Below are 26,382 nucleotides of genomic sequence, written 5' to 3' on the forward strand. Positions count from 1 at the left end.
TTGGGGGGGCCCGCCGCGGGCCCGCACCCCCGGGGGCCGCGGGGGGGCCCCCCCCCCGCCCCGCGCCCGCCACTACCACCGCCCGGCGGCTATGCGTTGAAACATCCCCTTGCGATAATGACGCGCTGAACACCCCTGTTGCCGCATCCTTGCCGGGATCGCGGCTTTTCTTATCCCGCGGGAGCTGCGATGGCTGAAGCTGTACGCCACGACAAGACTGCGCGCCAACTGCGGATGCTGTCCGACGCACTGGACAGCGGTCGGCTGGGCCCGGTGCGCCGCCTGGTCAACACCCTGGCCCCGGCCGAGATCGGCAACCTGCTCGAATCGCTGCCGCCGGGCAAGCGCGAGGTGGTCTGGGGCCTGGTCGATCCGGAAGATGACGGTGAGGTGCTGGTCCACGTCGGCGACGACGTGCGCGAGAGCCTGCTCGCCGACATGGACCCGGACGAGATCATCGCCGCGGTCGAAGACCTGGACATCGACGATCTGGCCGACCTGGTCGAAGATCTGCCGGACACGGTCATCGACGAAGTCCTCAAGTCGATGGACCGCGAGAACCGCGAGCGCCTGGAGCAGGTGCTGTCCTACCCCGAGGACAGCGCCGGCCGCCTGATGAACCCGGACGTGGTGACCGTGCGCGCCGACGTCAACGTTGACGTGGTGCTGCGCTACCTGCGCCTGCGTGGCGAACTGCCCGACCACACCGACCACCTGTTCGTGGTCAGCCGGCGCCATCAATACCTCGGCCGGGTGTCGCTGGCGGCACTGGTGACCCACGAGGACACCACCCCGATCAACCGCCTGATCGACGACGAGCAACCGGCGATCGATGTCGGCGAAAGCGACCAGGAAGTCGCCCGCCAGTTCTCCGACCATGACTGGATCTCCGCGCCGGTGGTGGACGACAACAACATCCTGGTCGGCCGCATCACCATCGATGACGTGGTCGACATCATCCGTGGACAGGCCGAGCACCAGGCGCTGGGCGCCGCCGGCCTGGACGAGGACGAGGATCTGTTCAGCCCGGTCTGGCGCGCCATGCGCCGCCGCCTGATGTGGCTGTCGGTCAATCTGTGCACGGCATTCCTGGCGTCCAGCGTGGTCGGCCACTTCGAGGGCACCATCGACAAGCTGGTGGCGCTGGCGGTGCTGATGCCGATCGTTGCGGGCCTCGGAGGCAACGCCGGCACCCAGGTGCTGGCGCTGATGGTGCGCGGCCTGGCGCTGGGCCAGGTGGGCGCCTCCAACGCGCGCACGCTGCTGTGGAAGGAAGTGCGGGTCGCCTTGTTGAACGGCGTGATGCTGGGCTCGGTACTGGGCCTGATCGTATTGGCCTGGTTCCATTCACCCGGACTGTCGGCGGTGATCGCCATCGCGCTGACCTGCAACCTGCTGTTCGCCGCGTTGGCCGGCGTGCTGGTGCCACTGACCCTGAAACGCTTCGGCTTCGACCCGGCGCTGGCCAGCGGCATCTTCCTGACCGCCGTGACCGACTCGATGGGCTTCTTCACCTTCCTCGGCCTGGCCACCCTGGTGCTGCTGCACTGACCGCATAAAGGATCGGGCCCCGCCAAGCGGGGCTCGGACCCCACTCAACGGGAACACCCATGGCAACAACGATAGAAAACTACTTCCAGCCCGGCTGGCGCGACCAGCAGCACACCTGCCCGGCCTGCGAATGGAAGGGCAGCTCGCGTGCCATGGAGATGGAGCTGGACGAGGACGCCACCGAGTACGACTGCCCGGTCTGCGAGAACCCGCTGCTGGTGGTGCTGCACCCGGATATGGCGCAGGTGCAGGCTGCGGCCGCCGAAGGCAATGCCGAGGCCCAGGAGCAGCTGGACATCATCGCCAGCTTCCCGCGCCCGCAGTGACGCGGCGCACGATGCCGGGCCGACGTTGGCGGACTACGATGCAGGCGTTCTCGCCGCTTCGGAAAACCCCATGGTCCGTTTGCTGTCGCGCTGGCTGCCATTGCTGGCCCTTCTGATGATGAGCGGTTGCACTTCGCTGCCGGACAGCGCGCGCGGTCGCTTCGAAGCACGTGCGGTGAAGGTGGATGGGCACACGGCTTACTACCAGGTGTTCATTCCCGCGGGCCTGCAGGCCCGCAGCCCTGGTGGGCAGACGCCCGCAACCTCCACCGTCCCGGTCATCCTGTTCCTGCACGGTTCGGGCGAGCGCGGCGCCGATGGCATCAAGCAGACCCACGCCGGGCTGGGGCCTTATCTGCGCGAGCATCCCGACTTCCCTGCCCTGGTGGTGTTTCCACAGGTACCGGGCCATGAGGAATGGAGCGGCCGCAACAACCGTGCGGCCGTTGCCGCGCTGGACGCGACGATCGCCGAGTTCGGCGCCGACCCGGCACGGCAGTACCTGACCGGCATGTCGATGGGCGGCTACGGCAGCTGGAACATCGCCCTGGACGACCCGCGCCGCTTTGCCGCGATCGTGCCGGTGTGCGGTGCCGTGCTGGCACCACGCGCAAAGCGCCCGACCCTGTTCGTCGAGCAGGTCGCCCAGGAAACCGATCCGTATGCCGTGATCGCGCAGCGCCTGCAGCACACGCCGATCTGGATCTTCCACGGCGCGCTGGATGACGTGGTGCCACCGGATGACGACCGCAGGCTGCATGCCGCATTCCAGAGCGCCAACGCACGCGATGTGCGCTACACCGAGTACCCGGAAGGCAATCACAATGCCTGGGACGCTACCTACGCCGACCCGGCAATGTGGGCGTGGCTGTTCGCGCAGAAGCGCTGAACCGCAGTTTCTGCTGGGAAACAACTGTTGGTGGATGCCTACCCGTTGCTCGGCTTGGGTATTGGTGGATGCCTACCGTTGCTCGGCTTGGGTATTGGTGGACGCCTACCGTTGCTCGGCTTGGGTATTGGTGGGTGCCGACCGTTGGTCGGCTTGGGTATTGGTGGGTGCCGACCGTTGGTCGGCACTATCTCTCCGCCTCGGGGTAATCCATTGCTTGGTACCTCCCATCGATCTCCCATCGGCACCAGGCATACGGATACTCTCCCACGCAGCTCACCAAGTTCGCCCTGACCGGGTTGGCGACGATGTACATCGCATGGCGAAACAGTGATTCTTCAGAACGAATGGCATGATCGTGATAGCTCGATTGCCAGAATGGTCCTGTCCTGCCCAGCATGCGGTTGATCCGCAATGCACTGCTCGATTTGAATCGTTGCATGATGTAGTCCAGCGAGAACGCACGGAGCTCCACAAGCCAATGGATGTGGTCCGGCATGACTACATAGGCAAGTGAGTACGTCAGGCCTTCAGTATCAAGGCGACGGACCACGTCCATCACCAACTGCGCCGCTGTGGCATCGTCGAAGTAGCGTCGACGCCCCTGGGTGACGGTCGTCAGGATGTAGGATTGCCCGATCCGGGAATGGCGGCCAAGCCTCAGGCGTGCGCGGTTCATGGGTACAAGCGTGTGCCTGCCGACCGCCTTCTTCTATCGGGCAACCCCATCAGTCCAGGTAGGCCCGTAGCTATTCAATGTCTGAGCCCGGCACTTCACGGGACTGATGGTTCTGTGCCGACCAACGGTCGGCACCCACCCAGACAGTTCAAGGTGAATCCCTTTTGTGCCGACCAACGGTCGGCACCCACCAAAGTGGTCAGCCCAGCAGCGTTTCCAGCACGGCCATGCGCACGGCGACGCCGTTGGCGACCTGGCGCAGTACCCACGACTGCGGGCCGTCGGCCACTTCGTCGGTCACTTCCACGCCACGGTTGATCGGACCCGGGTGCAGCACCGCGGCATCCTTGCCAGCGCGGGTCAGGCGTTCGTTGGTCAGTCCGTACTGGGCGTGGTACTGCTCCAGCGACGGCACCAGGCCTTCTTCCATGCGCTCGCGCTGCAGGCGCAGCATCATCAGCGCGTCGACGCCTTCCAGCATCGCGTCGAAGTCATCGCCGACCACGCAGCCCTTCAGGGTCTCGTCGTCCGGCAGCAGCGACTGCGGGCCGCACACGCGGATCTCGCCCACGCCCAGCGTGCGCAGCGCATGCAGGTCGGTGCGGGCTACGCGCGAGTGCTTCACATCGCCGACGATCACCACCTTCAGCTTCGAGAAATCCGGGCCCTTGGCCTGGCGCAGGGTCAGCATGTCCAGCAGGCCCTGGGTCGGGTGCGAGCTGCGGCCGTCGCCGGCGTTGATCAGTGCGGTGCCCTCACCCGCGGCGTCGGCCAGCGCGGCCACGGCGCCATCATCCGGGTGGCGCACCACGAAGCCGCGCACGCCCATTGCTTCCAGGTTGCGCAGCGTGTCGCAGGCGGTTTCGCCCTTGCGCGTGGACGAGGTCGAGGCATCGAAGTTCAGCACGTCGGCGCCCAGGCGCTGCGCGGCCAACTGGAACGAACTGCGGGTGCGCGTGGACGGTTCGAAGAACAGCGTGCACACCGCCGAACCGGCCAGCACGTGGCGCTTGTTGCCAACGCGGCCGACCGCGGCATCGCGGATCTGTCCCGCCCGGTCAAGCAGCTGCAGCAGGGTTTCGCGTGGCAGGCCCTCCAGGGTCAGCAGGTGGCGCAGGCGTCCGGAGGCATCGATTTGCTGTGCAGTCATGGCGGGAGTCGGGCAGTCAGGGAATGGGGGTGGCGTCGTCCGGCGACGACAGCCAGCGGTCGATGATCACCGCCGCGGCCACGGCATCGAGGGCGGCCGCATCACGGCGGCGCTTGCGCCCTTCGGCGCGCTCGACAGCGAAGCGGCGGGCAGCCTCGACCGAGCTGGAACGCTCGTCGATCATCACCACCGGCAGCTTGAAGCGTTCCCGCAGCTGGCGGGCGAAGCCCTGCGCGCGCTTGCGGTTGGGCTGGTCCTGGCCGTCCAGGGTCAGCGGGTCGCCGACCACCAGGCCGTCGGGCTTCCATTCCTTGAGCAGGCGTTCGATCGCGGTCCAGTCCGGGCCATTGCCGTGCACATCGACCACGGCCACCGCGCGCGCATGCGCGGCGAAGGCACTGCCGATGGCCACGCCGATCCGCCGCGAGCCGACATCGAAACCCAGGACCGTGCCGTCACGACGGATGGCCGGGACAGCAGGATCCGGCGCGGGCGTGATGGGCTCAGACATGGCCGCTGTAGTCGGTCAGCCGGAACAGGTCCACGCCGATGCGCGAGGCCGCACCCTGCCAGCGTTGCTCCAGCGGCAGCTGGAACACCAGTTCGGCATCGGCCGGCACGGTCAGCCAGCTGTTCTCGGACAGCTCGCTTTCCAGCTGCCCTGCGCCCCACCCTGCACAGCCGAGGGTGACCACGGCATTGGCCGGGCCTTCGCCACGCGCCATCGCTTCGAGGATGTCGCGCGAGGTGGTCAGGTACAGGCCGTCGCCCACGGTCAGGCTGGAATCCCATGCGCGCGCGTCGTCATGAATGACGAAGCCGCGCTCGGGATGCACCGGGCCGCCATTGAGCACCATGCGCGCCTGCAGGTCGCCATCACCGGTGGTGATGTCCATCTGCGCGAGCACTTCACCCAGCGTGTATTCGGAAGGCTGGTTGACCAGTACGCCCATCGCCCCGTTCTCATCGTGCTGGCAGATCAGCGCGACGCTGCGGGCAAAAGTCGCGTCGAGCAGCGACGGCAGCGCGACGAGCAGGTGATCGGCGAGGGAGGTCGGCGTTACAGGCATGCGCCCATTCTACCTGCTGGGGGCGGGATGGTCGCGCGATGGCGCCGAACGGCGATGGGCTAGGATGGCGCTTTGCCATGGAAGGTCTTCGATGCAGTCTTCATCGCCCCTGACCCTGCCGGCACGCAGCGCCATCGTCCTGCTTGCCCTGCTGCAGGGTCTCATGCTGTATGCCGCGCAGGAGCTGTCCGACGCGTGGCCGTTCCGCGATATCGGCTGGCGTTACTGCTGGTATGCCTGGGCGCTGGCCATTCCGAGCGCGGTGGCGCTGAGCCTGGTCGAGCTGGGCCAGCGCCGACTGTGGCTGCAGGCCGTGCTCGGCTCGGCGGTGGTGCTGGCGCTGGCCGCCTGGATCGGCTGGAACCTCAATGGCGAGACCGCACTGGAATCGGGCGCGTTGCAGGTTCCGTTGACCCTGGGCATTGCCGTGGCGGTGTTCGTGGCGCTGCCCTGGTGGCAGTTCCAGCTGCAGCATGGGCACTGGCGCGCCAGCTATCCCGAGCTGTTCGAGCGCGCCTGGCAGAACGGCCTGACCCTGGCGCTGGCGACGCTGTTCACCGGGTTGACTTGGCTGCTGTTGTGGCTGTGGGCGGCACTGTTCCAACTGCTGGAAGTGAATGTCTTCCGCGATCTGTTCCGCCAGGATGCATTCATCGCGCTGGCCACCGGCAGCCTGGCCGGCTTCGGCGTGCTGATCGGGCGCACCCGGCACCGCGCGATCCAGATCACCCGCCAGGTGCTGTTCGCGATCTGCCGCGGGCTGCTGCCGCTGCTCTCGTTCATCGCCGTATTGTTCGTGCTGAGCCTGCCGCTTACCGGGCTGGAGCCGCTGTGGAAGACCCGTTCAGCCGCCAGCCTGCTGGTGGTGGTGTCGCTGCTGCTGGTGACGTTCACCAATGCGGTCTACCAGCAGGGGGAAGACAGTGCACCCTACCCCCTGGTACTGCGAAGGCTGGTCGAGGCCAGCCTGCTGACACTGCCGGTGTACGCCGCGTTGGCGCTGTATGCATTGGGCCTGCGCGTGACGCAGTACGGCTGGACCGTGGACCGGTTCTGGGCGGTACTCGTCGCATTGGCCGTGGCCGGCTATGCCGTGGGCTATGCGCTGGCGGTGCTGCGCCGGCAGAGCCGCTGGTTGCAGATGCTGGAGCCGGTCAACCGCTGGATGTGCTGGGCGGTGCTGGCACTGGCATTGCTGGGCAACTCGCCGCTGCTGGATCCGGTGCGGCTGACCCTGTCCAGCCAGCTGGCGCGCCTGCGTGCGGATCCGCCGGCGATCACCAGTAGCGACGTCAACGTGCTGCGCTTCGATCTTGGGCGCCGTGGCGTGCAGGCGCTGCGCGAGTTGCAGCGTGATCCAGCCATCACCACCGATGCCAACGCGCCACAGGTGATCGCTGCAGCACTGGCACGTACCTCACGCTGGGACGACGGCCACCGCCTCGACAAGGGGCCGCAGGATGTCGCTGCCCTGCAGCGCGCGCTGAAGCTGGCCAAGGGATCCAGCTCGCCACCGGACGACTGGTGGCAGGCATTGGCCACCCGCGCGATCAATGGCGAATCCTGCGCCCAGAGCGAGCGCGACTGCCTGATCGTGCACCGCGACCTGGACGGCGATGGCACCGGCGAAGTGCTGCTGTGCGAGCTGTACACCCACCGTGGGCCGGACTGCGTGCTGTATGCACGTGGCAGGGATGCCCACTGGCGCCGGGCCGGTTCGCTGTTCGGCACTGTCAGCGGCCAGGCCGAAGCCATCAACCAGGCCCTGCGTGATGGCGAGCTCACTCTCGAACCGCCGCGCTGGCCGATGCTGTCCATCGGCGGGCGCCCCGCGGTGGCCATCGATCCCGAACCCGAATCCAACGAGTCTTCTCCATGAGCGGTTACTGCCTCATCGCCCCGGGCCATCCGGTGCACGACTACTACCACGCCAACGAATACGGCTTCCCGCAGCGTGACGAGCGCGAGCTGTTCGAGCGGCTGGTGCTGGAGATCAACCAGGCCGGGCTGAGCTGGGAGACCATCCTGAAGAAGCGCGAGGGCTTCCGCGCGGCCTATGACGGCTTCGATGTGGATCGGGTTGCAGCCTACGCCGAGCAGGACATCGAACGCCTGCTGTCGGACGCGGGCATCATCCGCAACCGGCTGAAGGTGCTGGCGGCGATCCACAACGCGCAGGTGATCCAGCAGCTGCGGGCCAACCACGGCAGCTTCGCGGCGTGGCTGGACGCGCACCACCCGCGCAGCAAGGCCGACTGGGTGAAGCTGTTCAAGAAGACCTTCCGCTTCACCGGCGGCGAGATCACCGGCGAGTTCCTGATGAGCCTGGGCTACCTGCCCGGTGCGCATGCCGAGGACTGCCCGGTGCATGCGCGGCTGCTGACGCTGTCACCACCGTGGTTGCAGGCCTCCCGGTAGCGCCGGCCGCTGGCTGGCAGCCTCGGAACGCCTCAGGTGTTGCCGGCCAGCGGCCGGCACTACCGTCGAATCGTCACACGCCCATGTAGCGGCCCGGGCGGTGGTTGAACATCAGCACCAGGCTGAGCACCACCGCGCCGATCGCCGAGTACAGCACCTTCGACGGCGACAACACGAAGAAGGCGGCCACCATCAGGCAGGCGTCGTAGGACATCTGCACCTTGCCCGCGCTCCAGCCGCGGGTGCGCTGCAGGTACACCGCCAGGATACCGATACCACCGAGGCTGGCACGGTGGCGGATGAAGAACAGGATGCCCAGGCCGGACAACGCACCGCCCACGATCGCCGAATACAGCGGGTTGATGTGCGAGAAGTCGATCCAGCGCGGCAGCAGGTCGGTCAGCACGCCACAGGCGGTGACCGCAGCGAAGGTCTTCAAGGTGAATTCCCAGCCCATGCGACGCAGCGCCACCCAGTAGAACGGCAGGTTGACCAGCACGAACACCAGGCCGAAGTTCCAGCCCATCGCGTAGTGCAGCAGGAACGCCATGCCGGCCATGCCGCCGATCATCAGCCCACCCTTGGCGAAGATGGCCAGGCCCAGCGAGGCCACCATCGTGGCCAGCACCATGCCCTGCACGTCCTCGGCAATCGAGTGGCGCAGCGCTTTTTCGTCAGCGGTGGTGCCGGCGCTGTCGGGCGGTGGGGTCAGCGGACCAGCGGTGACCAGGTGGCCGTCAGCGTCGTCGCACGGCGCGGAGCCATGGGCGGGAAGAGACATACGGGTGGGGGAACAGCAGGTGGGGAGCGATATTAGACACGATCTGCATGACAGTTGCAGATGAAATCGTTCAGCTGCGCTCGCCCATTCAGATTATTTCGGAGGCGTCACCGGCAGCACGGCCAGCATGTCCTCGCCATCGTCGTCCATGCCGGTCTCGACGAACCCGAAGCTGCCGTAGAAGGCGCCGGCCACCGGATTGCGCGGGTTGTAGCAGATCTCGATCTCGGCCAGCCCGGGCGTGGCCCGGATCTGCGCCAGCGCCAGTTCCAGCGCGCGGCGCCCGATGCCTCGCCCCTGCCAACGCTGGTCGACCATGAAGCGCCAGATCGAGATGCGCTGCGGCGTCTCCGGCACCCACATGAAGAACCCGACCAGCTCGCCATCGGCCTGGATGGCGCGGGTCTGGTAGCCCGGATGGAATGCTGCCTGCACCAGCGACCAGGTGTTGCCGGCGACGAAATCCTGCTGCGCCTCACTGACCTCGAGGTCGCACACGGCTTCGTAGTTGTCGACGGTGATCGCGTCCAGCGTGACCTGCATGAGGGCGTCCTGCCTCGGGATGAACGCCCAGTCTGCCTGACCCCGGAGGCCGTGTAGCCTGACCCCCACACGGCCGTTCAGCGCCGGGTTGCCTGCTCAGCCCTTTCCGGCCAGATGGTGCGCCACCAACGCATTGGCATGGCCGTGGCCCACCCCATGCTCGCTTTTCAGGAAGCTGACCAGTTCCATGTGTTTCAGGCCCTTCTTGCCCGCCAGCAGGCCGAACCAGTGCGTCACCGGTTGCCCGTAGGTCTTCTCGATGGAGGGGAAGTACGAGGCCGGGCCTTTCGGCTTGGTGTCAGTGCTCATGTGGAAGCTCCTTGCATTGGATGTACGGGTACGACGAACCGGGGAGCCGGAAATCGACAGATCCGTTCAATCCGGGAGCCGTATCATCCCTTCATGCCCCGTGAAAACCTCAACGACCTGCAGGCCTTCGTCCACGTTGCCCGCGAAGGCAGCTTCACCAGGGCCGCCGCCCAGCTGGGTGTCTCCCAGTCCGCGCTCAGCCATGCCATGCGTGGCCTGGAAGAGCGCCTCGGCGTGCGCCTGCTGACTCGTACCACCCGCAGCCTGTCCACCACCGAAGCCGGTGCGCGCCTGCTCGAGACCCTCGCCCCGCGCCTGGCCGAGATCGAGGACGAACTGGCCGCACTGGCCGAGTACCGCGAACGCCCGGCCGGCACCATCCGCATCAATGCCACCGGCCATGCCGCCGAATACATCGCCTGGCCGCGGCTGGCGCCATTGCTGCAGCAGTATCCGGACCTGAAGGTGGAACTGGCTGCCGACTACGGGCTGGCCGACATCGTCGCCGAGCGCTACGACATCGGTATCCGCCTCGGCGAACGGCTGGCGCGCGACATGATCGCGGTACCGGTCAGCCCACCGCTGCGCATGCGCGTGGTCGGTGCGCCCAGCTACTTCCGCCAGCATGTGGTGCCACGGCATCCGCACGACCTGGCCAACCACAACTGCATCACCCTGCGCCTGCCTACGCATGGCGGACTGATGCCGTGGGATTTCGGCCAGGACGGCAACGAACTGAGCGTGCGCGTGACCGGTCAGTGGACCTTCAACACCATGGGCATGACCCGCGCGGCTGCACTGGCCGGCAGCGGGCTGGCCTGGCTGCCGGAAGACCAGGTGCAGCCGATGCTGGACGATGGCCGGCTGCAGTCGGTGCTGGACGATTGGTGCCCGCACTTCGATGGCTACTACGCGTATTACCCGTCACGCCGCCACGTCACCGTGGCGATGCGCACGGTGCTCGATGCGTTGCGCGGGCCGATGGCTGGATGAGCTGAGGAGTGCGGACCAACGGTCCGCACCCACCTGGTGATCAGCCCTTGGCCTGCGCGGCGCGCTGCGCGTTGTAGCGCTCACCGACAATCGACACTTCATCCAGCGCCTGCGCGATGCGTTGCAGTTCCTCCGGCGCCAACTGCAGGTCGGCCGCGCCCAGGTTTTCTTCCAGGCGATGGATCTTGGTGGTGCCCGGAATCGGCACGATCCACGGTGCCTGCGCCAGCAGCCAGGCCAGCGCTACCTGCGCCGGCGTCGCGCCACGTGCGGCAGCGATCGTGCTGATGCGGTCAACCAGCGCCTGGTTGGCACGACGCGCCTCCACTTCAAAACGCGGTACGGTGTTGCGGAAGTCGTTGGCGTCGAAGGTGGTATCGGCGTTGATCGCGCCGGTCAGGAAGCCACGGCCGAGCGGGCTGAACGGCACGAAACCAATGCCCAGTTCCTGCAACGTCGGCAACAGTTCGCGCTCCGGCTCACGCCACCACAGCGAGTACTCGCTCTGCACGGCGGCCACCGGCTGCACTGCATGGGCGCGACGCACGGTGGCGGCACTGGCCTCGGACAGGCCGAAGTGGCCGACCTTGCCTTCGGCGATCAGGTCGCGCACGGTACCGGCCACATCCTCGATCGGCACGTTGGGGTCGACGCGGTGCTGGTAGAACAGGTCGATATGGTCGGTGCGCAGGCGCTTGAGGCTGGCCTCCGCCACCGCGCGGATGTTCTCGGGACGGCTGTCCAGCCCGGTATCGACGCGCGCATCCTTGAAGCCGAACTTGGTGGCGATCACCAGCCTGTCGCGGTACGGCGCCAGCGCCTCGCCGAGCAGGTCTTCGTTGGTGTAGGGGCCATACACTTCGGCGGTGTCGAAGAAGGTCACGCCACGCTCGACGGCGGCCTGCAGCAGGGCGATGCCCTGACTGCGCTCCACCGGTTGGCCGTAGCCATGGCTCAGGCCCATGCAGCCCAGGCCGAGGGCGGAAACCTTCAGGCCACCGCGGCCGAGTTCACGTGTCTGCATCGTCGTGCTCCAAAGGGGGAGCGCTGACGATACGCCTGCAGAGCCCACGGATTGAATGGGCAGCATTGCAGTTGGTCATGACTGGAATTCATCAATACGCGCAGCCGCCCGCCCGTAGCGTCGAGCTTGCTCGACTCGACAAGAACAGTCGAGCAGGCTCGACGCTACGGAACACCCAGGTCACCGGATCTCGGAAATCTCCACGCCATCCAGCCCCTGCGACAGGGTGCGGGCGTCGCCGCCCTGGCTGAGCTTGATGCGCAGGCGCACTTCGTTCTGCGAATCGGCGTAGCGCAGCGCGTCCTCGTAGCTGATCTCGCCCGCCTGGTACAGCTCGAACAGGCTCTGGTCGAAGGTCTTCATGCCCAGCTGGACCGAGTCCTTCATCACTTCCTTCAGCTTGTGGATCTCGCCGTCGCGGATGTAGTCCTGCACCAGCGGCGTGCCCAGCAGGATCTCCATCGCCACCTTGCGCGAGCGGCCATCGGGCGACGGCACCAGCTGCTGCGCGACCACGCCCTTGAGGTTCAGCGACAGGTCCATCAGCAGCTGGTTGCGGCGGTCTTCCGGGAAGAAGTTGACGATGCGGTCCATCGCCTGGTTGGCGTTGTTGGCATGCAGGGTGCACAGCACCAGGTGGCCGGTTTCGGCAAACGCGATGGCGTGGTCCATGCCTTCGCGGGTACGCACCTCGCCGATCATGATCACGTCCGGCGCCTGGCGCAGGGTGTTCTTCAACGCGGCTTCCCAGCTGTCGGTATCGATGCCGACTTCGCGCTGGGTGATGATGCAGCCCTCGTGCTTGTGCACGAATTCGATCGGGTCTTCGATGGTGATGATGTGGCCAGTCGAGTTCTGGTTGCGGTAACCGATCATCGCCGCCAGCGAGGTCGATTTACCGGTACCGGTGGCACCGACGAACAGGATGATGCCGCGCTTGGTCATCGCCAGCGTCTTGATGATCGGCGGCAGGCTCAGCTCTTCCACGGTCGGAATGCGCGTCTCGATGCGACGCAGCACCATGCCGACCTGGTTGCGCTGGTAGAAGCAGCTCACGCGGAAGCGGCCGACGCCGGACAGGCCGATGGCGAAGTTGCACTCGTGGGTCTTCTCGAATTCCTCGCGCTGCGCCGGGGTCATCACGTTGAGGACCAGGTCGCGGCTCTGCTGCGGCGTGAGCGGGGTCTGCGTGATCGGCGAGATCTTGCCGTTGACCTTCATCGCCGGCGGCATGCCGGCGGTGATGAACAGGTCCGAGGCACGCTGGTGCGCCATCAGCTTGAGGAACGAAGTGAAATCGATGGTGGTCGCGGTGGTGTTCACGGCGGGCTCCCAATGGGGCATGTACCAGGAAACGGTCGGAGGCGGAAACGGCGCGGAAACGGCGGCGCACTGGCGCACGCCGTCCCGTTGCGGCCCCGCCTTACTCGAACAGGCGCTTGTCCTTGGCGTAGTCGCGGGCCTGGTTGCGGGTGATCAGGCTGCGCTTGACCAGGTCCTGCAGGTGCTGGTCCAGGGTCATCATGCCGTACTGCTGGCCGGTCTGGATGGCCGAATACATCTGCGCCACCTTGTCCTCGCGGATCAGGTTGCGGATGGCCGGGGTGCCGACCATGATTTCCCACGCAGCGGTACGGCCGCCACCGACCTTCTTCAGCAGCGCCTGCGAGATCACCGCACGCAGCGATTCGGACAGCATCGAACGCACCATCGGCTTTTCGCCGGCCGGGAACACGTCGATGATACGGTCGATGGTCTTGGCCGCCGAGCTGGTGTGCAGAGTGCCGAACACCAGGTGGCCGGTTTCCGCGGCGGTCAGTGCCAGGCGGATGGTTTCCAGGTCACGAAGTTCGCCGACCAGGATGATGTCCGGGTCTTCACGCAGTGCCGAGCGCAGCGCTTCGTTGAAGCCATGCGTATCGCGGTGCACTTCGCGCTGGTTGATCAGGCACTTCTGCGAGGTGTGCACGAATTCGATCGGATCCTCGACGGTGAGGATGTGGCCGTATTCGTTTTTGTTGATGTAGTCGATCATCGCCGCCAGCGTGGTCGACTTGCCCGAGCCGGTCGGGCCGGTCACCAGGATCAGGCCCTGCGGCTGCTGGATCACTTCGCGGAACAACGGCGGGCAGGCCAGGTCCTCGAGGGTGAGCACCTCGGACGGAATGGTACGGAACACCGCACCGGCGCCGCGGTTCTGGTTGAACGCGTTGACACGGAAGCGCGCCAGCGACGGGATCTCGAAGGAGAAGTCCACTTCGAGGAATTCCTCGTAATCGCGGCGCTGCTTGTCGGACATGATGTCGTACACCAGCGCGTGGACCTGCTTGTGGTCCAGGGCTGGGATGTTGATCCGGCGCACGTCGCCGTCCACGCGGATCATCGGCGGCAGGCCTGCGGACAGGTGCAGGTCGGACGCTTTGTTCTTTACGGAAAACGCCAACAGCTCGGCGATATCCATGAGCGGCTACTCCCCAATAACGGCTTCGACTGGAAGGATCTTTCCCCGGGCGGCAGTATAGCCTCCTGATTCAACGGAACGCGTTACGTGGCCACTCCCCTGCCCCAGATCCTGAGCAACCTGCACGCCGCCGCCGAGGCCGCTGGCAGGCCCGACCCACGCCTGCTGGCGGTGTCCAAGACCCAGCCGGCCGAGGCCGTGGCCGCGCTGGCCGCACAGGGCCAGCACGCCTTCGGCGAGAACTACGTGCAGGAAGCACTGGCCAAGATGCAGGCGCTGCAGCACCTGGCGCTGGAATGGCACCTGATCGGCCACCTGCAGTCGAACAAGGCCGATGCCGTGGCCAGCCATTTCGACTGGGTGCAGAGCGTGGACCGTTCCAAGCTGGTGACCGCGCTGGCACGCCATCGCCCAGCCGCGCGTGGCCCGCTGAACGTACTGATCCAGGTCAACATCGACGATGAATCCAGCAAGCATGGCTGTGCACCGGAAGAAGTGGATGCACTGGCCGCCGCGATTGCCGCCGAACCCAGCCTGCGCCTGCGTGGCCTGATGGCGATTCCCGCACCGTGGCCGGAAGCGGAGCGCCGTCGGGATGCATTCGTGCGCATGCGCACACTTTTCCAGTCGCTGGCTGCCCAGCACGCGCGGATCGACACGCTGTCGATGGGCATGAGCAGCGACTACGCCGAAGCCATCGCCGAGGGTGCCACCCTGGTGCGCATCGGCACCGCCCTGTTCGGCGCCCGCCCGGGCCCGGCCTGATTTTCCAAGGAGACTTCCATGGCAGCTGATTCCATCACCTTCATCGGCGGCGGCAACATGGCCCGCAGCCTGATCGCCGGCCTGATCCGCCAGGGCGTGCCTGCCGCGCACATCCACGTGGCCGAACCGGTGGCCGCACTCCGCGAGTCACTGGCTGCCGACTTCGGCGTGCAGGTGCACGACAACGCCGCCGATGCCGCCGCGCACGGCCGCACCTGGCTGCTGGCGGTGAAGCCGCAGGTGCTGCGCGATGTGTGCCAGTCGCTGCAGGCGCTGGCGCAGGCGAACCGGCCACTGGTGGTGTCGATCGCCGCCGGCATCACCAGCGCGCAGCTGGAACGCTGGCTGGGCGGCAATCTGCCGGTGGTGCGCGCGATGCCGAACACCCCGGCTCTGCTCGGCGCCGGCGTGACCGGCCTGTATGCCACGCCATCGGTGGATGCACAGCAGCACGCGCGCGCCGAACAGGTGCTGGCCAGTGCCGGGCGCACGGTGTGGATCGACAGCGAGTCGCTGATGGATTCGGTGACTGCCGTATCCGGCAGCGGGCCGGCCTATGTGTTCCTGCTGGCCGAAGCGATGGAAGCGGCAGGTATCGCCCAGGGCCTGCCGGCCGACGCTGCGCGTGCGCTGGTGGTGCAGACCCTGCTGGGAGCCTCGCGCATGCTTGATGAGGCCGGTGAAAGCCCGGCCGAGCTGCGCCGTCGCGTGACCTCGCCGAACGGCACCACCCAGGCCGCGATCGAGAGCTTCCAGGCCGGTGGTTTCGAGGCGCTGGTGGACACCGCGCTGCGCGCCGCGCAGGTACGTGGGCAGGAACTGTCTGCGGCGAATGATTGATCCCGATGTGTGCCGACCAACGGTCGGCACCTACCATCATCCACGCATGGCGTGGATGTTCATTGCCCCAATGTGGCCATGACGAAATCGACGAAGCACTGCAACCGCGGGCGCGGCCGTCGATCCGGCAGGTAGATCAGATGCATGGGCCGCGGTTCGGGCAGGTAGTCGCGCAGCAGCGGCTTCAACCGCCCGGCCGCGATTTCGCCGCCCAGCAGCGCGGTCGGCTGCAGCACCAGCCCTGCGCCGGCCACGGCGGCCTCGCGCAGTGCAACACCGTCGTTGCAGGTCAGCCGCGCCTCCCAGTCCACCTGTTCGCCGTTGGCCAACTGCCAGCCATGGCCGCCGCGCCAGGCCAGGTGGCTCAGGCAATCATGCCCCTGCAGATCCGCGGGCGTGCGCGGCGTGCCGCGCCGGCGCAGGTAGGACGGTGCCGCACACAGGCTCATTGCATACGGCGGCAGCGGCCGCGCCACCACCTCCTGCGATGGCAGCGGCCCGACCCGGATCGCCACGTCGAAGCCATCCTCGATCAGGTCCACGCGGCGGTTGCTCAGGTCCAGCTCGATGTTCAACTGCGGCTGCGCGCGCAGCAGGCCGGCCAGTTGTGGCGCCAGCACACAACTGCCCCAGGTGGTTGGCGCGCTGACCCGCAGCAGTCCGCGGGGTTGTACCTGCAGGCCGGCCACGTCCGCCTCCGCCTGCTGCACCTGCTCCAGCACCTGCCGGCACCCGGCCAGGTAGGCGCTGCCGGCTTCGGTCAGGCGCTGGCGGCGGGTGTTCCGTTGCAGCAGCGCGGTACCCAGGTGCGCCTCCAGTTGCTGGATGTACTTGCCGACCATCACCGCCGACACCTGCAGCTGTTCGGCGGCGCCTGCAAAGCTTCCGCACTCGGCCACGGCGACGAAGGCCTGCATGCAGCGAAGGGTATCCATTGCTAATCCAGAGTTAGGAATCTGCGAAGCATACGCCGCTTACCTAACCCCACTGTGAGGGCGCAGACTGCGCTCATTCCCCCTCTCGCAAGGAACGGCCATGAAGATTCTCCTCGTCGGTGCCAGCGGCACCCTCGGCCAGGCAGTCGCCCACCAGCTCGGCCAGCAGCATCAGATCCTCGCCGCCGGCCGCAACAGCGGTGAGCTGCGCGTCGACCTGACCGACGACGGCAGCGTCGCCGAACTGTTCTCGCGCATCGGTCCGGTCGATGCAGTGATCTCCACCGCTGGCAAGCTGCACTTCGGTCCGCTGAAGGACATGACACCCGAGCAGTTCAACCTCGGCCTGCAGGACAAGCTGCTGGGCCAGGTGCGGCTGGCACTGGTCGCCCAGCACCACCTCAACGCCGGCGGCTCGATCACCCTGACCAGCGGCATCGTCAGCGCACAGCCGATCCGCGATGGCGCCAACGCCACCTCGGTGAATGCCGCACTGGAAGGCTTCGTGCGTGCCGCCGCGTTGGAGCTGCTGCCCCGTGGCCTGCGCATCAACGTGGTCAGCCCGAACGTGCTGATCGAATCGATGGCGGCTTACGGCCCCTATTTCCCAGGCTTCGAAGCGGTGAGCGCGCAGCGCGCGGCGCTGGCCTTCCAGCGCGCGGTGGAAGGCATCCAGAGCGGCGAGACGATCACGGTCTGGTAAGAAAAAAAGGGGACGGAGGGGATTAAGTCGTTAATGCACAAACGACATAATCCCCTCCGTCCCCTTTTCGCGGGTCACTCCCAGCGCATCGGGCCGTCGCCGCGTTCGCCGAGGACGTCTTCGGGGTTGGCCAGGCGGCAGCGCTGCAGCGACAGGCAGCCGCAGCCGATGCAGCCGGTCAGTTCATCGCGCAGCAGTTCCAGCATGTGGATGCGCTCCTCCAGCTCGGTGCGCCAGCGCGCGGACAGCTTGGCCCAGTCGGCCTTGGTCGGCGCGCGGCCCTCGGGCAGGCTTTCGAAGGCACGGCCGACAGCTTCCAGTGGCATGCCCACCCGTTGCGCGACGCGGATCACGGCCAACCGTCGCAGCACATCACGGCTGTAGCGCCGCTGGTTGCCCGAGGTGCGCAGGCTGCTGATCAGCCCCTTGCGCTCGTAGAAATGCAGCGCGGAAACCGCCACGCCACTGCGCTGGGAGACTTCACCAACGCTGAGTTCCTGGGAAACCATTGCTTGACCTAAACTGCAGTTGAGGTGGCATGCTGCTATCTTCGCCGCCAGTTGACAAGCGCGGCCCGCATCTGACTCGTATGTCCCCCACTCTTTCGCCCGCCGACGCCCGTGCGCCGGCTGATACGTCGATCCTGTCTCCCCGCTATCGCGCCACCACCATCGGCATGGTGGCACTGGTGGCGCTGCATGCCTTCGAGGCCCTGGCGGTGGCGGCCGCCATGCCGACCGTGGCCGAGGCGCTGGATGGCCTGCGCCTGTATGCGCTGGCCTTTGGCGGCACCCTGGCCACCAGTGTCATCGGCATGACCCTGGCCGGACGCTGGGCCGACCGCCATGGGCCAGCTCGGCCGCTGTGGTATGGCCTGGGCTGCTTCGTGCTGGGCCTGCTGCTGGCCGGCTTCGCCATGCGCATGGGCATGCTGGTGGCCGGGCGCCTGCTACAGGGCCTGGGCGCAGGCGCGATCTCGGTCTCGCTGTACGTGATGGTTGGCCGCAGCTATCCCGAACACCTGCGCCCGAAGGTATTCGCCGCGTTCTCCGCCGGCTGGGTGGTGCCGTCGATGATCGGTCCCGCGCTGAGCGGGCTGATCGTGCAGCATCTCGGCTGGCGCTGGGTGTTCCTGGCCGTACCACTGCTGGCGGTCCCGGCCGCGCTGCTGCTGCGCCCGGCGCTGGCACGCATGCAGCCCACTGATGCTGCCAGCAGCGACGATGGACGCGGCAGCGTGGTGCGCTGGGCCGGCGGTGCTTCGCTGGCGGCGCTGCTGCTTTACTTCGGCGGCCAGCAGCAGGGCCTGCCTGCGCTGCTCTGCATCGGCGTGGCCATGCTTGCGCTGCTGTTCTGCGTGCACCGCCTGTTGCCAGCCGGCACGTTGCTGCTGCGCCGCGGATTGCCCAGCGTGATCGCGCTGCGCGGCGTCGCGGCGGCCGCATTCTTCGCCTGTGAGGCCTACCTGCCACTGCTGTTGCAGCGCGAACGCGGGCTCTCGCCCAGCTGGGCCGGTGCCGTGCTCAGTCTTGGTGCACTGGGCTGGTTCGCCGGTTCATGGCTGCAGGGCCACCAGCAGCGCGGCTGGTCACGCCAGCAGCTGCTGCGCGTTGGCACACCGCTGATGACGATCGGCATCGCCGCCACACTGGCCGTGCTGTTCAACGCAGTGCCGCTGCCGGTGGCACTGGTCGGCTGGGCCATGACCGGCTTCGGCATGGGCATGATCTACGCCAGCTTGTCGGTGCTGACGCTGTCGTTGTCCGCACCGCACGAGCAGGGTGCCAACACCTCGGCGCTGCAGTTGAGCGAGGCGCTGTCGGTGACCACCGCGCTGGCGGTTTCCGGTGCGCTGTTCGCGCTGTTCGTGGAAGCCGCGCCACACACCGGCTACCTGCTGTGCCTGGCGATCACCTTCGGACTGGCGCTGCTGTCCACGGTGATCGCGCGGCGGGTGTAGCACCGCCGCATTGCGGGATTGCCGGCCAGCGGCCGGCACTACCGGGTACCCGTCCCCATGTCATCGATATCCCGGTGCAGGATGCGCCTCACCTCCAGCACCGCCTGCGGGGTTTCCTGCACGCTGTGGCCGGAGATGATCACCTTCTCCGACAGCGCGCCCGGCAGATGTGCGCTCCAGTACGGCACCAGCCCATCATCGGATTTTTCCACCGGCAGCTCCGGCTTGCGCTGGGCGATGATCGAGTGGTACTTCAGGCCCGCCTCAATCGGCAGCTGTGCGGCCGCCTTCACGAACGGATCGCTGGCCTTGAGGTTGTCGATGCTGTTCGGGATCTTCGGCTTGGCGGTGCCATCGACCTGCTGCTCGGCCTGCGCCAGCGCCATGAACACGTCCTCGAACTTGCCGAGGATTGTCAGCGGCAGGCGTACCAGGCGACCAATCAGGCGACCGACCTTGTTGCCGGCAATGTCGGTGCCCTGGTGCGGCGCGGCGATGAAGATCGCACGCTCCACGTTCGGCTGTGCCTTGAAATGCAGCAGCGGACCCAGCTTGTTCTGCACCCGCTTCAGCCGCTCCCCCTTCAGGTCGTAGTTGGCCAGCAGGTCGTTCCACAGCACATCACCCGAATCGCTGACCAACAGGCGCGCCAGCACGCCGCCCATGCTGTGGCCGATGTAGACCATGTCCTTCGACGCACGCGTGCTGCCGTTGGGGTCGAAATGCTTCAGCGTGTCGTTGAATGCATTGGCGATCTCGTAGCGGTTCAGCGCGATCGGCGCATTGGTCGGGTAATAGACCTGCCACACCTGGAACTGCTGGCGCAGCTCGGGGTCACCCATGATCTCGTTGGCCAGGTTCACCCACGCTTCCGGGCTGCTGGCCAGGCCGTGCAGCATGAAGATGATGCGGCGGTTCGGGTCCCACGGCTGCATCAGGTAGATGTGCGGCTCGCCGATGCCCTCGCTCATACCGAACAGGGTACGCAGCGACTGCCGGGCGAAGCCACTCTGCGCCAGCCACAGGCCGTAGGCGGCAGTGAAGTTGCCGGCCAGCGGTACCTGCTCACCGTGCAGAGTGATGCGCTCGGTCGCTTCCGGCGAATAGGCATCCAGCTCGACCCGGCGCGTGCGCATCACGTCTTCCAGGCTGCTGCCCTCGAACCGCAGCAGTGCGGTGACGTTGATCGAGGACATCTCACTGAACTCGGGCACCGAATCGTCATGGCGGTGGCGGCGGCCACGACGCTCGTCGTCCTCGTCGTCCTGCGCGGTTTCAGCCTTCGGGCCGTCGGGCGCGATCACTGGCGCGACCAGTTTCGGCGGGTCCATCACCATCACCAGTTCGGCACCGAAGCCATCGCGGCGATAGGTGCTGCGCAGGCCAACGAAGCTGACCGTTCCCGCTGGCACCAGCTGCGCCGGAATGCTCTTCAGACCCAGCTGCTGGTAGTTGGAAGCCAGCGACCAGCTACCGACCGTGAGCGGCTTCGTATAGTCCTCGCCGGCCAGCGCAGCGGCGCGTGCGCGCACGAACAGCACCACCGCCGCCTTCTCGGCCGCGTAGTTGTAGTAGTCGCGCACCTGCGTCTGCCGGTCCTCGAAGGCCCGGTCGGACGGTGAGCGGCCACTGTAGAACAGGTAGGCATAGGCATAGCGCGCGGCTTCCAGCCAGGCATCCAATGCCGCATCGCCCATCGGCGGGTCGCCTGCGGCGGTCTTCTTTGGCGTCATCGCCAATGCAGCCTTCACCCACAGCTCGGACAGCGCCGACAGCCGCTGCTCGACATTGAGGTCGTCGGTCATCAGCAACGTGCTGCGGCAGACCAGGAAGTCCTTCTCGCACTGCGATTCGTCCAGGCCCGCTGCGCTGAGCGTTTCACGCGCGGCGGGGCTGAGCTTGCCAGTGTTGAGCACATCCGCGCGCTTGTTGACCAGTGAATCACTGGATTTGACCTGCTTGACGGTGACCATCGCGCAGCCGCTGCTGCCCAGCAGCAGGAAGGCGGCGAACAACACCGGCAGCAGGCGCTGCCAGCGGGTCAGAAAGAGTTGGGTCATTACTGCGGGTCCTGCTCGGTGCCGGGCACGCCCTGGCGGATCACGGTGGAGAAATGCTCGCCATCACCCAGGTCCAATGCGCGCTGGGTGATGCGGCCCTTGTCGTGCAGCTCGGTGTACGGCACGCCCGGCGTGAGCGCGCCGACCTCCTGCGCGTACTCGGCCAGGTAACCGGACAGCAGCAGGCGGTAGTCCAACGGCAGGCGCGGTGCGATGTGGCGGGCCAGGTCGAAGACGATGGTCGTGCAGTTGCTGGTCAGCGTGTTGTAGAAACCCGGCTTCGCATCCAGTTCACGCGCCTGCTCGATGTACGCAGCGAACAGTTCCTTCAGCTGCTCGCGGTCCATGCCATGCAGGCGGTACAGGTAGACATCTTCGCCACGCGCATTGGTGCGGGTGCGGATGATGTCGGTCTCCTCCGAAGCCACCAGGGTCATCTCGAACTTGCGGAAGAAGCCGCCCAGCGCGGAGAACGACTCACCGCGCTCCTTGCGGATCTCCAGCGAGAACACCACGTGGCGACCATCCTCGAAACCGAACGAGATCAGCGTGTGGGCGATCGCCGGGCCCATCCAGTACGACAGCACCAGGTCGGCCGAGCGCAGCTGGTCCAGGTCGTATTCGCGGCGCACCCAGTGCGCGTCGTAGTCGGTTTCGCTGCGCCAGCTGAAGTCGCGCACGTTGTCCAGCACCACGTGGCGCCCGTCGAAGGACACCACGTGCAGGCGCTGGGCCACGTCGTCGGCCCATACGCGGTCCTGGCGCGGGGTCAGCAGCAGCCACCACAGGCCGGCCAACGCCAGCGCCACACCGAAGGCCGTGCCCAGGCGGCGCGAGGCACGCCCGCGCGCGACCCGCCACGACGCCCACAGCGCCACCAGCAACCACAGCACGGCCACGCCGGTGGCCAGCCAACCCGGCCCCGGCAGCTGGTAGGCCAGCAGCCCGCTCACCCACAGCGCCGCCAGCGCCATGGCACTCCCTGTCATCCAACGTCCTGCGGCGTTCACTGGCATCCTGTCGCGGTCTCGAAGCCGCATAGTTAGCCACAAGCGGGTTCACCGTGGCATCTACGGACCGTTCAGGCTGGGCGGCGCACCGTCGGCGGCGGCCTCTGCGGCCAGGTTTACTTCACAGGAGCAACGATGGGCATCACTTCCGTGGCCGGCGTTCCGGTCCAACCCCGGCACCGAGCCACCTGCCACTGCGGCACGGTCGAACTGCTGCTGGACCTGCCGGACGGTATTGTCGAACCCCGCCGCTGCGACTGCTCTATGTGCCGGCGCCGGGGGGCCATTGCCGCCAGCGTCAGCCGCGCGGGCCTGCAGGTGGTGCGCGGGCAGAACCACCTGCAGCTGTACCAGTTCAACACCCATGTGGCCGAGCACTATTTCTGTGGCGTGTGCGGCATCTACACCCATCACCGGCGCCGCTCCAACCCGGAACAGTACGGCTACAACGTGGCCTGCCTGGAAGGCATCGACCCGTTCGCGCTGGGTGTGATCCCGGTCAACGATGGGGTCAACCATCCCGCCGACCGCACCGGTTAGTGGCGCGTGCGCCGTGGCGGTGCGGCAACCTTCTGCCAGGGGGCCATGCCGCTGCGGCCGGCCCGCACCGGGCGCTTCAGCCAGGGCCGGCGGGGCGTCGCCTGCGGTTCAGTGGCGACCGGGGGAGGAACAGGTCTGCGGCCGGGCCAGAGATGATCGAGCAGCCACATGGCAGGTCTCCGTGGGGGACGGGGACGACCTACGCTAGCGACACCTGGGCAAAGAACGGGTGAGGGTGCTGCGGCAGCCAGATGACAGCCGCGCCCCCCTCAGTCCTGCGGCCGTGACCGGCCCAGGCGGCGCACCAGCACGAAGAACAACGGCACCAGCACCACTGCCAGCACCGTGCCGGAGACCATGCCACCGATCACGCTCATGCCGATTTCACGGCGGCTGACCGCGCCCGCGCCGGTGGCCAACGCCAACGGGATCACACCGGCCACGAAGGCCAACGACGTCATCACGATCGGGCGCAGGCGCAGGCGTGCGCCCTGCAGGGCCGCTTCCACCGCTGAACTGCCGGCACGATAGCGGGCCTCGGCAAACTCCACGATCAGGATCGCGTTCTTGGCCGACAGGCCGATGGTGGTCAGCAGCCCCACCTGGAAGTAGATGTCGTTGACGAACCCGGCCGCGGTGGTCGCCAGCACGGTACCAATCACGCCCAATGGGATCACCAGCACCACTGCCACCGGCACCGTCCAGCTCTCATAGAGCGCTGCCAGACACAGGAAGATGAAGGCAATGGAGGCGATGTACAGCCACAACGTCTGGTTGCTGGCCAGTTGTTCCTGGTAGGACAGGCCACTCCACTGCAGGTCGAACCCGGGTTGATCGGCAACCAGCGCCTGCATGCGCTGCATCGCCTCGCCCGAGCTGCGGCCTTCGGCAGCGCTGCCCTGGATCTGCATCGCCGGCAGGCCATTGAAGCGCTGCTGCAGCTGCGGCCCGCGTGCCCAGTGGCTGCTGGCGAAACTGGCGAACGACGCCATCTGGCCGTTGCCACCGCGCACATACCACTGGCCGATGTCGTCGGGCACGCTGCGGTAGGGCTGGTCGCCCTGCATGTAGACCCGCTTGACCCGGCCACGGTCGAGGAAATCGTTGATGTAGCTGCCGCCCCAGGCCGCGGACAGCGTGGAATTGATGTCGGCCTGGGCCAGGCCCAGTGCGCTGGCCTGGGCATGGTCGATGTCCAGCCGCAGCTCGGCCTTGTCGCCCAGACCGTTCAGGCGCACCGAGGTGAGCCCGTCGTCTTCGCCGGCCGCGCGCACCACCTGTTCCTGCGCCGCCTGCAGGGCCACGCGCCCGGCCGCGCTGGTGTCCTGCAGCCACAGTTCGAAGCCGCTGGACTGGCCCAGTCCACGCACCGCCGGCGGTGCCAGTACATTGACCTTGGCATCCGGCAAGCTGCGGAAGTAGGCATTGGCACGCGTGATGATCGCCGCGGCGGTGTTGTCGCCCGTGCGCTCATCCCAGGGCTTCAGGGCGAGGAAGCCCTGCCCGGCGTTCTGGCCAGTGCCGGCATTGTTGCGGCCGACCACCACGAACACCACATCCAGGTTCTGCTTTTCGTGCTCCATGAAGTAGCGGCTGATCTGCTCGCCCAATGCTTCGGTACGCGCCATCGGCGTACCTTCCGGCGTGGAGAACTGGAAGGTTACCTGGCCCTGGTCTTCCACCGGCAGGAAGCCGGTCGGCATCCGCGCGTACAGCGCGACCATGGCGACCACCAGCAGCAGGTAGAACGCCATCCAACGCCGCGGCCGGGTAACGACGCCACCGAGCTTTCCCTGGTAGGCCAACTGGCTGCGCTCGACGCCCCGGTTGAACGCCCGGAAGAAGCGGCCCTGCGGTTTCTGCGCCGAAGACGGCTTGAGCAGGGTCGCGCACAGCGCCGGGGTCAGCGTCAGCGCCACCAGCGCCGACAATGCCATGGCAGACGCAATCGTGATCGAGAACTGCCGGTAGATGATGCCGGTGGAACCACCGAACAGCGCCATCGGCAGGAACACCGCGCCCAGCACCACGGTGATGCCGATCAACGCGCCGGTGATCTCGCCCATCGATTTTTCGGTCGCTTCGCGCGGCGGCAGATGCTCGTCGTGGATGATGCGCTCCACGTTCTCCACCACCACGATCGCATCGTCGACCAGCAGGCCGATCGCCAGCACCATCGCGAACAGGGTCAGTGTGTTGATGGTGAATCCGGCAACGGCCAGCACGCCGAAGGTGCCCAGCAGCACCACAGGCACCGTGATCGCCGGAATCAGCGTGGCGCGCAGGTTCTGCAGGAACAGGAACATCACCACCACCACCAGAACGATGGCTTCGATGAGGGTATGGATGACCCCCTCGATCGAGACCCGCACGAACGGTGTGCTGTCACGCGGGTAGGCCACCTGCAGGCCGGGCGGGAAAGTCGGCCGCAGCCGCTCGATCTCCGCGCGCACCGCGTCGGCCGTGGCCAACGCATTGGCGCCGGAGGCCAGAGTGACCGAGAAGCCAGCCGCCGGATAGCCATTGAGATAGCTACTGGTCTGGTAGTTCTCCGCGCCGATCTCGACCCGTGCGACATCGCCCAGCAACACCGCCGCGCCATTGGGCAGCGTGCGCAGGATGATCGCGCGGAACTGTTCGGGCGTCTGCAGGCGCGACTGCGCGGTGACCGTGGCGTTGAGGCTCTGCGTCGGGCTGGACGGCATCGCGCCCAGCTCACCCGCCGTCACCTGGGTGTTCTGCGCCTGGATCGCAGCGCGAACGTCCGAGGGCATCAGGTCATAGGCGCGCAGCTTGTGCGGGTCCAGCCACACGCGCATTGCGTAAGCCGAGCCGAACACGTTGATCTCGCCGACACCGGGTATGCGGCTGATCGGGTCCTGCACGTTGCTGACCAGGAAGTCGGAAACATCCACCCGTTCCATGCGCCGGCTGGTGTCGTACAGCGAGACCACCATCAGCGAGTCGCCCTGCGACTTGGCCACCGTCACGCCCTGCTGCTGCACTTCCTGCGGCAGCCGGTTGATCGCCTGGTTGACGCTGTTCTGCACCTGCACCTGGGCGATATCCGGGTTGGCGCTCTGGTCGAAGGTGACCGTGATGCGCGCCTGCCCGGACGAGGAACTGGTGGACGAGAAATACAACAGGTGATCGATGCCTTTGATCTGCTGTTCGATCACCTGGGTGACGCTGTCTTCCACCGTCTGTGCCGAGGCACCGGTGTAGTTGGCGGTGATGTTGACCTGCGGCGGCGCGATGTCCGGGTACTGCTCCACCGGCAGCTGGGTCACCGCGATGGTGCCGAAGGCCATGATGCAGATCGCCAGGACCCAGGCGAATACCGGGCGATGGATGAAGAAGCGCGGCAGCATCTGC

26 protein-coding genes are annotated in these 26,382 nt (G+C 66.9%); 11 read left to right on the plus strand and 15 right to left on the minus strand.

Annotated elements, in window-relative coordinates; all coding sequences use genetic code 11:
* Positions 1-189: 189 nt before the first annotated feature.
* The 3 genes from mgtE to V3B48_RS06025 all read left to right on the plus strand — a co-directional run bounded on the left by mgtE (position 190) and on the right by V3B48_RS06025 (position 2,766).
* The gene (gene mgtE / locus V3B48_RS06015) at positions 190-1,551 is read left to right on the plus strand and encodes a magnesium transporter (protein ID WP_010483662.1); all 1,362 of its coding nucleotides are present in this window, start codon (positions 190-192) and stop codon (positions 1,549-1,551) included.
* A 59-nt stretch (positions 1,552-1,610) separates the two neighbouring features.
* The gene (locus V3B48_RS06020; RefSeq protein WP_010483664.1) at positions 1,611-1,877 is read left to right on the plus strand and encodes a hypothetical protein; all 267 of its coding nucleotides are present in this window, start codon (positions 1,611-1,613) and stop codon (positions 1,875-1,877) included.
* Positions 1,878-1,947: 70 nt separating this feature from the next.
* Positions 1,948-2,766: a prolyl oligopeptidase family serine peptidase gene (locus V3B48_RS06025; protein WP_329893382.1), complete on the plus strand. Its 819-nt coding sequence runs from the start codon at positions 1,948-1,950 to the stop codon at positions 2,764-2,766.
* Between the two features lie 187 nt (positions 2,767-2,953).
* Here the strand turns inward: V3B48_RS06025 and V3B48_RS06030 are convergent, their stop codons facing one another.
* The 4 genes from V3B48_RS06030 to V3B48_RS06045 all read right to left on the minus strand — a co-directional run bounded on the left by V3B48_RS06030 (position 2,954) and on the right by V3B48_RS06045 (position 5,665).
* Entirely contained in the window at positions 2,954-3,445 is a 492-nt protein-coding gene (locus V3B48_RS06030) for a transposase (protein ID WP_293798953.1), read from the minus strand.
* Between the two features lie 199 nt (positions 3,446-3,644).
* Positions 3,645-4,595, minus strand: a complete 951-nt coding sequence (locus V3B48_RS06035; RefSeq protein WP_329893383.1) for an aspartate carbamoyltransferase catalytic subunit — start codon at positions 4,593-4,595, stop codon at positions 3,645-3,647.
* A gap of 16 nt (positions 4,596-4,611) precedes the next feature.
* Entirely contained in the window at positions 4,612-5,106 is a 495-nt protein-coding gene (gene ruvX / locus V3B48_RS06040; RefSeq protein WP_253143563.1) for a Holliday junction resolvase RuvX, read from the minus strand.
* The gene (locus V3B48_RS06045) at positions 5,099-5,665 is read right to left on the minus strand and encodes a YqgE/AlgH family protein (protein WP_005408377.1); all 567 of its coding nucleotides are present in this window, start codon (positions 5,663-5,665) and stop codon (positions 5,099-5,101) included. The genes ruvX and V3B48_RS06045 overlap by 8 nt, the downstream gene beginning before the upstream one ends.
* A gap of 91 nt (positions 5,666-5,756) precedes the next feature.
* On the opposite strand from V3B48_RS06045, the gene V3B48_RS06050 reads away from it, so the two are divergent.
* Complete coding sequence (locus V3B48_RS06050) at positions 5,757-7,544, plus strand: DUF4153 domain-containing protein (RefSeq protein WP_253143562.1); 1,788 nt, start codon at positions 5,757-5,759, stop codon at positions 7,542-7,544.
* On the plus strand, positions 7,541-8,083 hold the full coding sequence (locus tag V3B48_RS06055; RefSeq protein WP_110711396.1) for a DNA-3-methyladenine glycosylase I: 543 nt from the start codon (positions 7,541-7,543) through the stop codon (positions 8,081-8,083). The genes V3B48_RS06050 and V3B48_RS06055 overlap by 4 nt, the downstream gene beginning before the upstream one ends.
* Positions 8,084-8,156: 73 nt before the next feature.
* On the opposite strand, the gene V3B48_RS06060 is transcribed toward V3B48_RS06055, so the two are convergent.
* The 3 genes from V3B48_RS06060 to V3B48_RS06070 form a co-directional block, all read right to left on the minus strand.
* Complete coding sequence (locus V3B48_RS06060; protein WP_094002035.1) at positions 8,157-8,864, minus strand: YitT family protein; 708 nt, start codon at positions 8,862-8,864, stop codon at positions 8,157-8,159.
* Between the two features lie 93 nt (positions 8,865-8,957).
* The gene (locus V3B48_RS06065; RefSeq protein WP_253143561.1) at positions 8,958-9,407 is read right to left on the minus strand and encodes a GNAT family N-acetyltransferase; all 450 of its coding nucleotides are present in this window, start codon (positions 9,405-9,407) and stop codon (positions 8,958-8,960) included.
* Between the two features lie 96 nt (positions 9,408-9,503).
* The gene (locus V3B48_RS06070) at positions 9,504-9,716 is read right to left on the minus strand and encodes a DUF4287 domain-containing protein (protein ID WP_049400678.1); all 213 of its coding nucleotides are present in this window, start codon (positions 9,714-9,716) and stop codon (positions 9,504-9,506) included.
* Between the two features lie 93 nt (positions 9,717-9,809).
* Between V3B48_RS06070 and V3B48_RS06075 the strand changes: the two genes are divergently transcribed.
* Positions 9,810-10,709 carry a LysR family transcriptional regulator gene (locus V3B48_RS06075; protein ID WP_253143560.1) on the plus strand — a complete coding sequence of 300 codons (900 nt, stop codon included), beginning with the start codon at positions 9,810-9,812 and terminating at the stop codon, positions 10,707-10,709.
* A 40-nt stretch (positions 10,710-10,749) separates the two neighbouring features.
* Here V3B48_RS06075 and V3B48_RS06080 read toward each other — a convergent pair whose 3' ends face one another.
* The 3 genes from V3B48_RS06080 to V3B48_RS06090 all read right to left on the minus strand — a co-directional run bounded on the left by V3B48_RS06080 (position 10,750) and on the right by V3B48_RS06090 (position 14,194).
* The gene (locus V3B48_RS06080; RefSeq protein ID WP_253143559.1) at positions 10,750-11,733 is read right to left on the minus strand and encodes an aldo/keto reductase; all 984 of its coding nucleotides are present in this window, start codon (positions 11,731-11,733) and stop codon (positions 10,750-10,752) included.
* Between the two features lie 180 nt (positions 11,734-11,913).
* Positions 11,914-13,056, minus strand: coding sequence for a PilT/PilU family type 4a pilus ATPase (locus V3B48_RS06085; protein WP_005408369.1), 1,143 nt, complete (start codon positions 13,054-13,056; stop codon positions 11,914-11,916).
* Between the two features lie 100 nt (positions 13,057-13,156).
* Positions 13,157-14,194, minus strand: a complete 1,038-nt coding sequence (locus V3B48_RS06090) for a type IV pilus twitching motility protein PilT (RefSeq protein ID WP_006422551.1) — start codon at positions 14,192-14,194, stop codon at positions 13,157-13,159.
* A gap of 87 nt (positions 14,195-14,281) precedes the next feature.
* On the opposite strand from V3B48_RS06090, the gene V3B48_RS06095 reads away from it, so the two are divergent.
* On the plus strand, positions 14,282-14,959 hold the full coding sequence (locus tag V3B48_RS06095) for a YggS family pyridoxal phosphate-dependent enzyme (RefSeq protein ID WP_107431432.1): 678 nt from the start codon (positions 14,282-14,284) through the stop codon (positions 14,957-14,959).
* Between the two features lie 18 nt (positions 14,960-14,977).
* Positions 14,978-15,799, plus strand: coding sequence for a pyrroline-5-carboxylate reductase (gene proC / locus V3B48_RS06100; protein WP_049400673.1), 822 nt, complete (start codon positions 14,978-14,980; stop codon positions 15,797-15,799).
* A 59-nt stretch (positions 15,800-15,858) separates the two neighbouring features.
* Here the strand turns inward: proC and V3B48_RS06105 are convergent, their stop codons facing one another.
* Complete coding sequence (locus V3B48_RS06105; RefSeq protein WP_253143558.1) at positions 15,859-16,734, minus strand: LysR family transcriptional regulator; 876 nt, start codon at positions 16,732-16,734, stop codon at positions 15,859-15,861.
* A 100-nt stretch (positions 16,735-16,834) separates the two neighbouring features.
* On the opposite strand from V3B48_RS06105, the gene V3B48_RS06110 reads away from it, so the two are divergent.
* The gene (locus tag V3B48_RS06110; RefSeq protein WP_164079946.1) at positions 16,835-17,437 is read left to right on the plus strand and encodes a short chain dehydrogenase; all 603 of its coding nucleotides are present in this window, start codon (positions 16,835-16,837) and stop codon (positions 17,435-17,437) included.
* 74 nt (positions 17,438-17,511) lie between these two features.
* Here V3B48_RS06110 and soxR read toward each other — a convergent pair whose 3' ends face one another.
* Positions 17,512-17,946, minus strand: coding sequence for a redox-sensitive transcriptional activator SoxR (soxR, locus tag V3B48_RS06115; RefSeq protein ID WP_032127734.1), 435 nt, complete (start codon positions 17,944-17,946; stop codon positions 17,512-17,514).
* Between the two features lie 29 nt (positions 17,947-17,975).
* Here soxR and V3B48_RS06120 point away from each other — a divergent pair, with 29 nt between their 5' ends.
* Positions 17,976-19,397, plus strand: a complete 1,422-nt coding sequence (locus V3B48_RS06120) for an MFS transporter (RefSeq protein WP_253143557.1) — start codon at positions 17,976-17,978, stop codon at positions 19,395-19,397.
* 38 nt (positions 19,398-19,435) lie between these two features.
* On the opposite strand, the gene V3B48_RS06125 is transcribed toward V3B48_RS06120, so the two are convergent.
* Positions 19,436-21,457 carry an alpha/beta hydrolase gene (locus tag V3B48_RS06125; protein ID WP_253143556.1) on the minus strand — a complete coding sequence of 674 codons (2,022 nt, stop codon included), beginning with the start codon at positions 21,455-21,457 and terminating at the stop codon, positions 19,436-19,438.
* Positions 21,457-22,431 carry a DUF4105 domain-containing protein gene (locus V3B48_RS06130; protein ID WP_253143564.1) on the minus strand — a complete coding sequence of 325 codons (975 nt, stop codon included), beginning with the start codon at positions 22,429-22,431 and terminating at the stop codon, positions 21,457-21,459. Before V3B48_RS06130 ends, V3B48_RS06125 begins: the two co-directional genes overlap by 1 nt.
* 171 nt (positions 22,432-22,602) lie before the next feature.
* Here V3B48_RS06130 and V3B48_RS06135 point away from each other — a divergent pair, with 171 nt between their 5' ends.
* The gene (locus tag V3B48_RS06135) at positions 22,603-23,007 is read left to right on the plus strand and encodes a GFA family protein (RefSeq protein WP_012510263.1); all 405 of its coding nucleotides are present in this window, start codon (positions 22,603-22,605) and stop codon (positions 23,005-23,007) included.
* Positions 23,008-23,276: 269 nt separating this feature from the next.
* On the opposite strand, the gene V3B48_RS06140 is transcribed toward V3B48_RS06135, so the two are convergent.
* Entirely contained in the window at positions 23,277-26,378 is a 3,102-nt protein-coding gene (locus tag V3B48_RS06140) for an efflux RND transporter permease subunit (RefSeq protein WP_329893384.1), read from the minus strand.
* Positions 26,379-26,382: the final 4 nt, after the last annotated feature.

Origin of the sequence: Stenotrophomonas sp. SMYL20 (assembly GCF_036320045.1) — a bacterium.
GTDB lineage: Bacteria > Pseudomonadota > Gammaproteobacteria > Xanthomonadales > Xanthomonadaceae > Stenotrophomonas > Stenotrophomonas maltophilia_A.

Bases quoted from the DNA above. Each gene is read 5' to 3' on its own strand.
- mgtE (WP_010483662.1), top strand. From the start codon at position 190: ATGGCTGAAGCTGTACGCCACGACAAGACTGCGCGCCAACTGCGGATG.
- V3B48_RS06020 (WP_010483664.1), top strand. From the start codon at position 1,611: ATGGCAACAACGATAGAAAACTACTTCCAGCCCGGCTGGCGCGACCAG.
- V3B48_RS06025 (WP_329893382.1), top strand. From the start codon at position 1,948: ATGGTCCGTTTGCTGTCGCGCTGGCTGCCATTGCTGGCCCTTCTGATG.
- V3B48_RS06030 (WP_293798953.1), bottom strand. From the start codon at position 3,445: ATGAACCGCGCACGCCTGAGGCTTGGCCGCCATTCCCGGATCGGGCAA.
- V3B48_RS06035 (WP_329893383.1), bottom strand. From the start codon at position 4,595: ATGACTGCACAGCAAATCGATGCCTCCGGACGCCTGCGCCACCTGCTG.
- ruvX (WP_253143563.1), bottom strand. From the start codon at position 5,106: ATGTCTGAGCCCATCACGCCCGCGCCGGATCCTGCTGTCCCGGCCATC.
- V3B48_RS06045 (WP_005408377.1), bottom strand. From the start codon at position 5,665: ATGCCTGTAACGCCGACCTCCCTCGCCGATCACCTGCTCGTCGCGCTG.
- V3B48_RS06050 (WP_253143562.1), top strand. From the start codon at position 5,757: ATGCAGTCTTCATCGCCCCTGACCCTGCCGGCACGCAGCGCCATCGTC.
- V3B48_RS06055 (WP_110711396.1), top strand. From the start codon at position 7,541: ATGAGCGGTTACTGCCTCATCGCCCCGGGCCATCCGGTGCACGACTAC.
- V3B48_RS06060 (WP_094002035.1), bottom strand. From the start codon at position 8,864: ATGTCTCTTCCCGCCCATGGCTCCGCGCCGTGCGACGACGCTGACGGC.
- V3B48_RS06065 (WP_253143561.1), bottom strand. From the start codon at position 9,407: ATGCAGGTCACGCTGGACGCGATCACCGTCGACAACTACGAAGCCGTG.
- V3B48_RS06070 (WP_049400678.1), bottom strand. From the start codon at position 9,716: ATGAGCACTGACACCAAGCCGAAAGGCCCGGCCTCGTACTTCCCCTCC.
- V3B48_RS06075 (WP_253143560.1), top strand. From the start codon at position 9,810: ATGCCCCGTGAAAACCTCAACGACCTGCAGGCCTTCGTCCACGTTGCC.
- V3B48_RS06080 (WP_253143559.1), bottom strand. From the start codon at position 11,733: ATGCAGACACGTGAACTCGGCCGCGGTGGCCTGAAGGTTTCCGCCCTC.
- V3B48_RS06090 (WP_006422551.1), bottom strand. From the start codon at position 14,194: ATGGATATCGCCGAGCTGTTGGCGTTTTCCGTAAAGAACAAAGCGTCC.
- proC (WP_049400673.1), top strand. From the start codon at position 14,978: ATGGCAGCTGATTCCATCACCTTCATCGGCGGCGGCAACATGGCCCGC.
- V3B48_RS06105 (WP_253143558.1), bottom strand. From the start codon at position 16,734: ATGGATACCCTTCGCTGCATGCAGGCCTTCGTCGCCGTGGCCGAGTGC.
- V3B48_RS06110 (WP_164079946.1), top strand. From the start codon at position 16,835: ATGAAGATTCTCCTCGTCGGTGCCAGCGGCACCCTCGGCCAGGCAGTC.
- soxR (WP_032127734.1), bottom strand. From the start codon at position 17,946: ATGGTTTCCCAGGAACTCAGCGTTGGTGAAGTCTCCCAGCGCAGTGGC.
- V3B48_RS06120 (WP_253143557.1), top strand. From the start codon at position 17,976: ATGCTGCTATCTTCGCCGCCAGTTGACAAGCGCGGCCCGCATCTGACT.
- V3B48_RS06125 (WP_253143556.1), bottom strand. From the start codon at position 21,457: ATGACCCAACTCTTTCTGACCCGCTGGCAGCGCCTGCTGCCGGTGTTG.
- V3B48_RS06130 (WP_253143564.1), bottom strand. From the start codon at position 22,431: ATGGCGCTGGCGGCGCTGTGGGTGAGCGGGCTGCTGGCCTACCAGCTG.
- V3B48_RS06135 (WP_012510263.1), top strand. From the start codon at position 22,603: ATGGGCATCACTTCCGTGGCCGGCGTTCCGGTCCAACCCCGGCACCGA.
- V3B48_RS06140 (WP_329893384.1), bottom strand. From the start codon at position 26,378: ATGCTGCCGCGCTTCTTCATCCATCGCCCGGTATTCGCCTGGGTCCTG.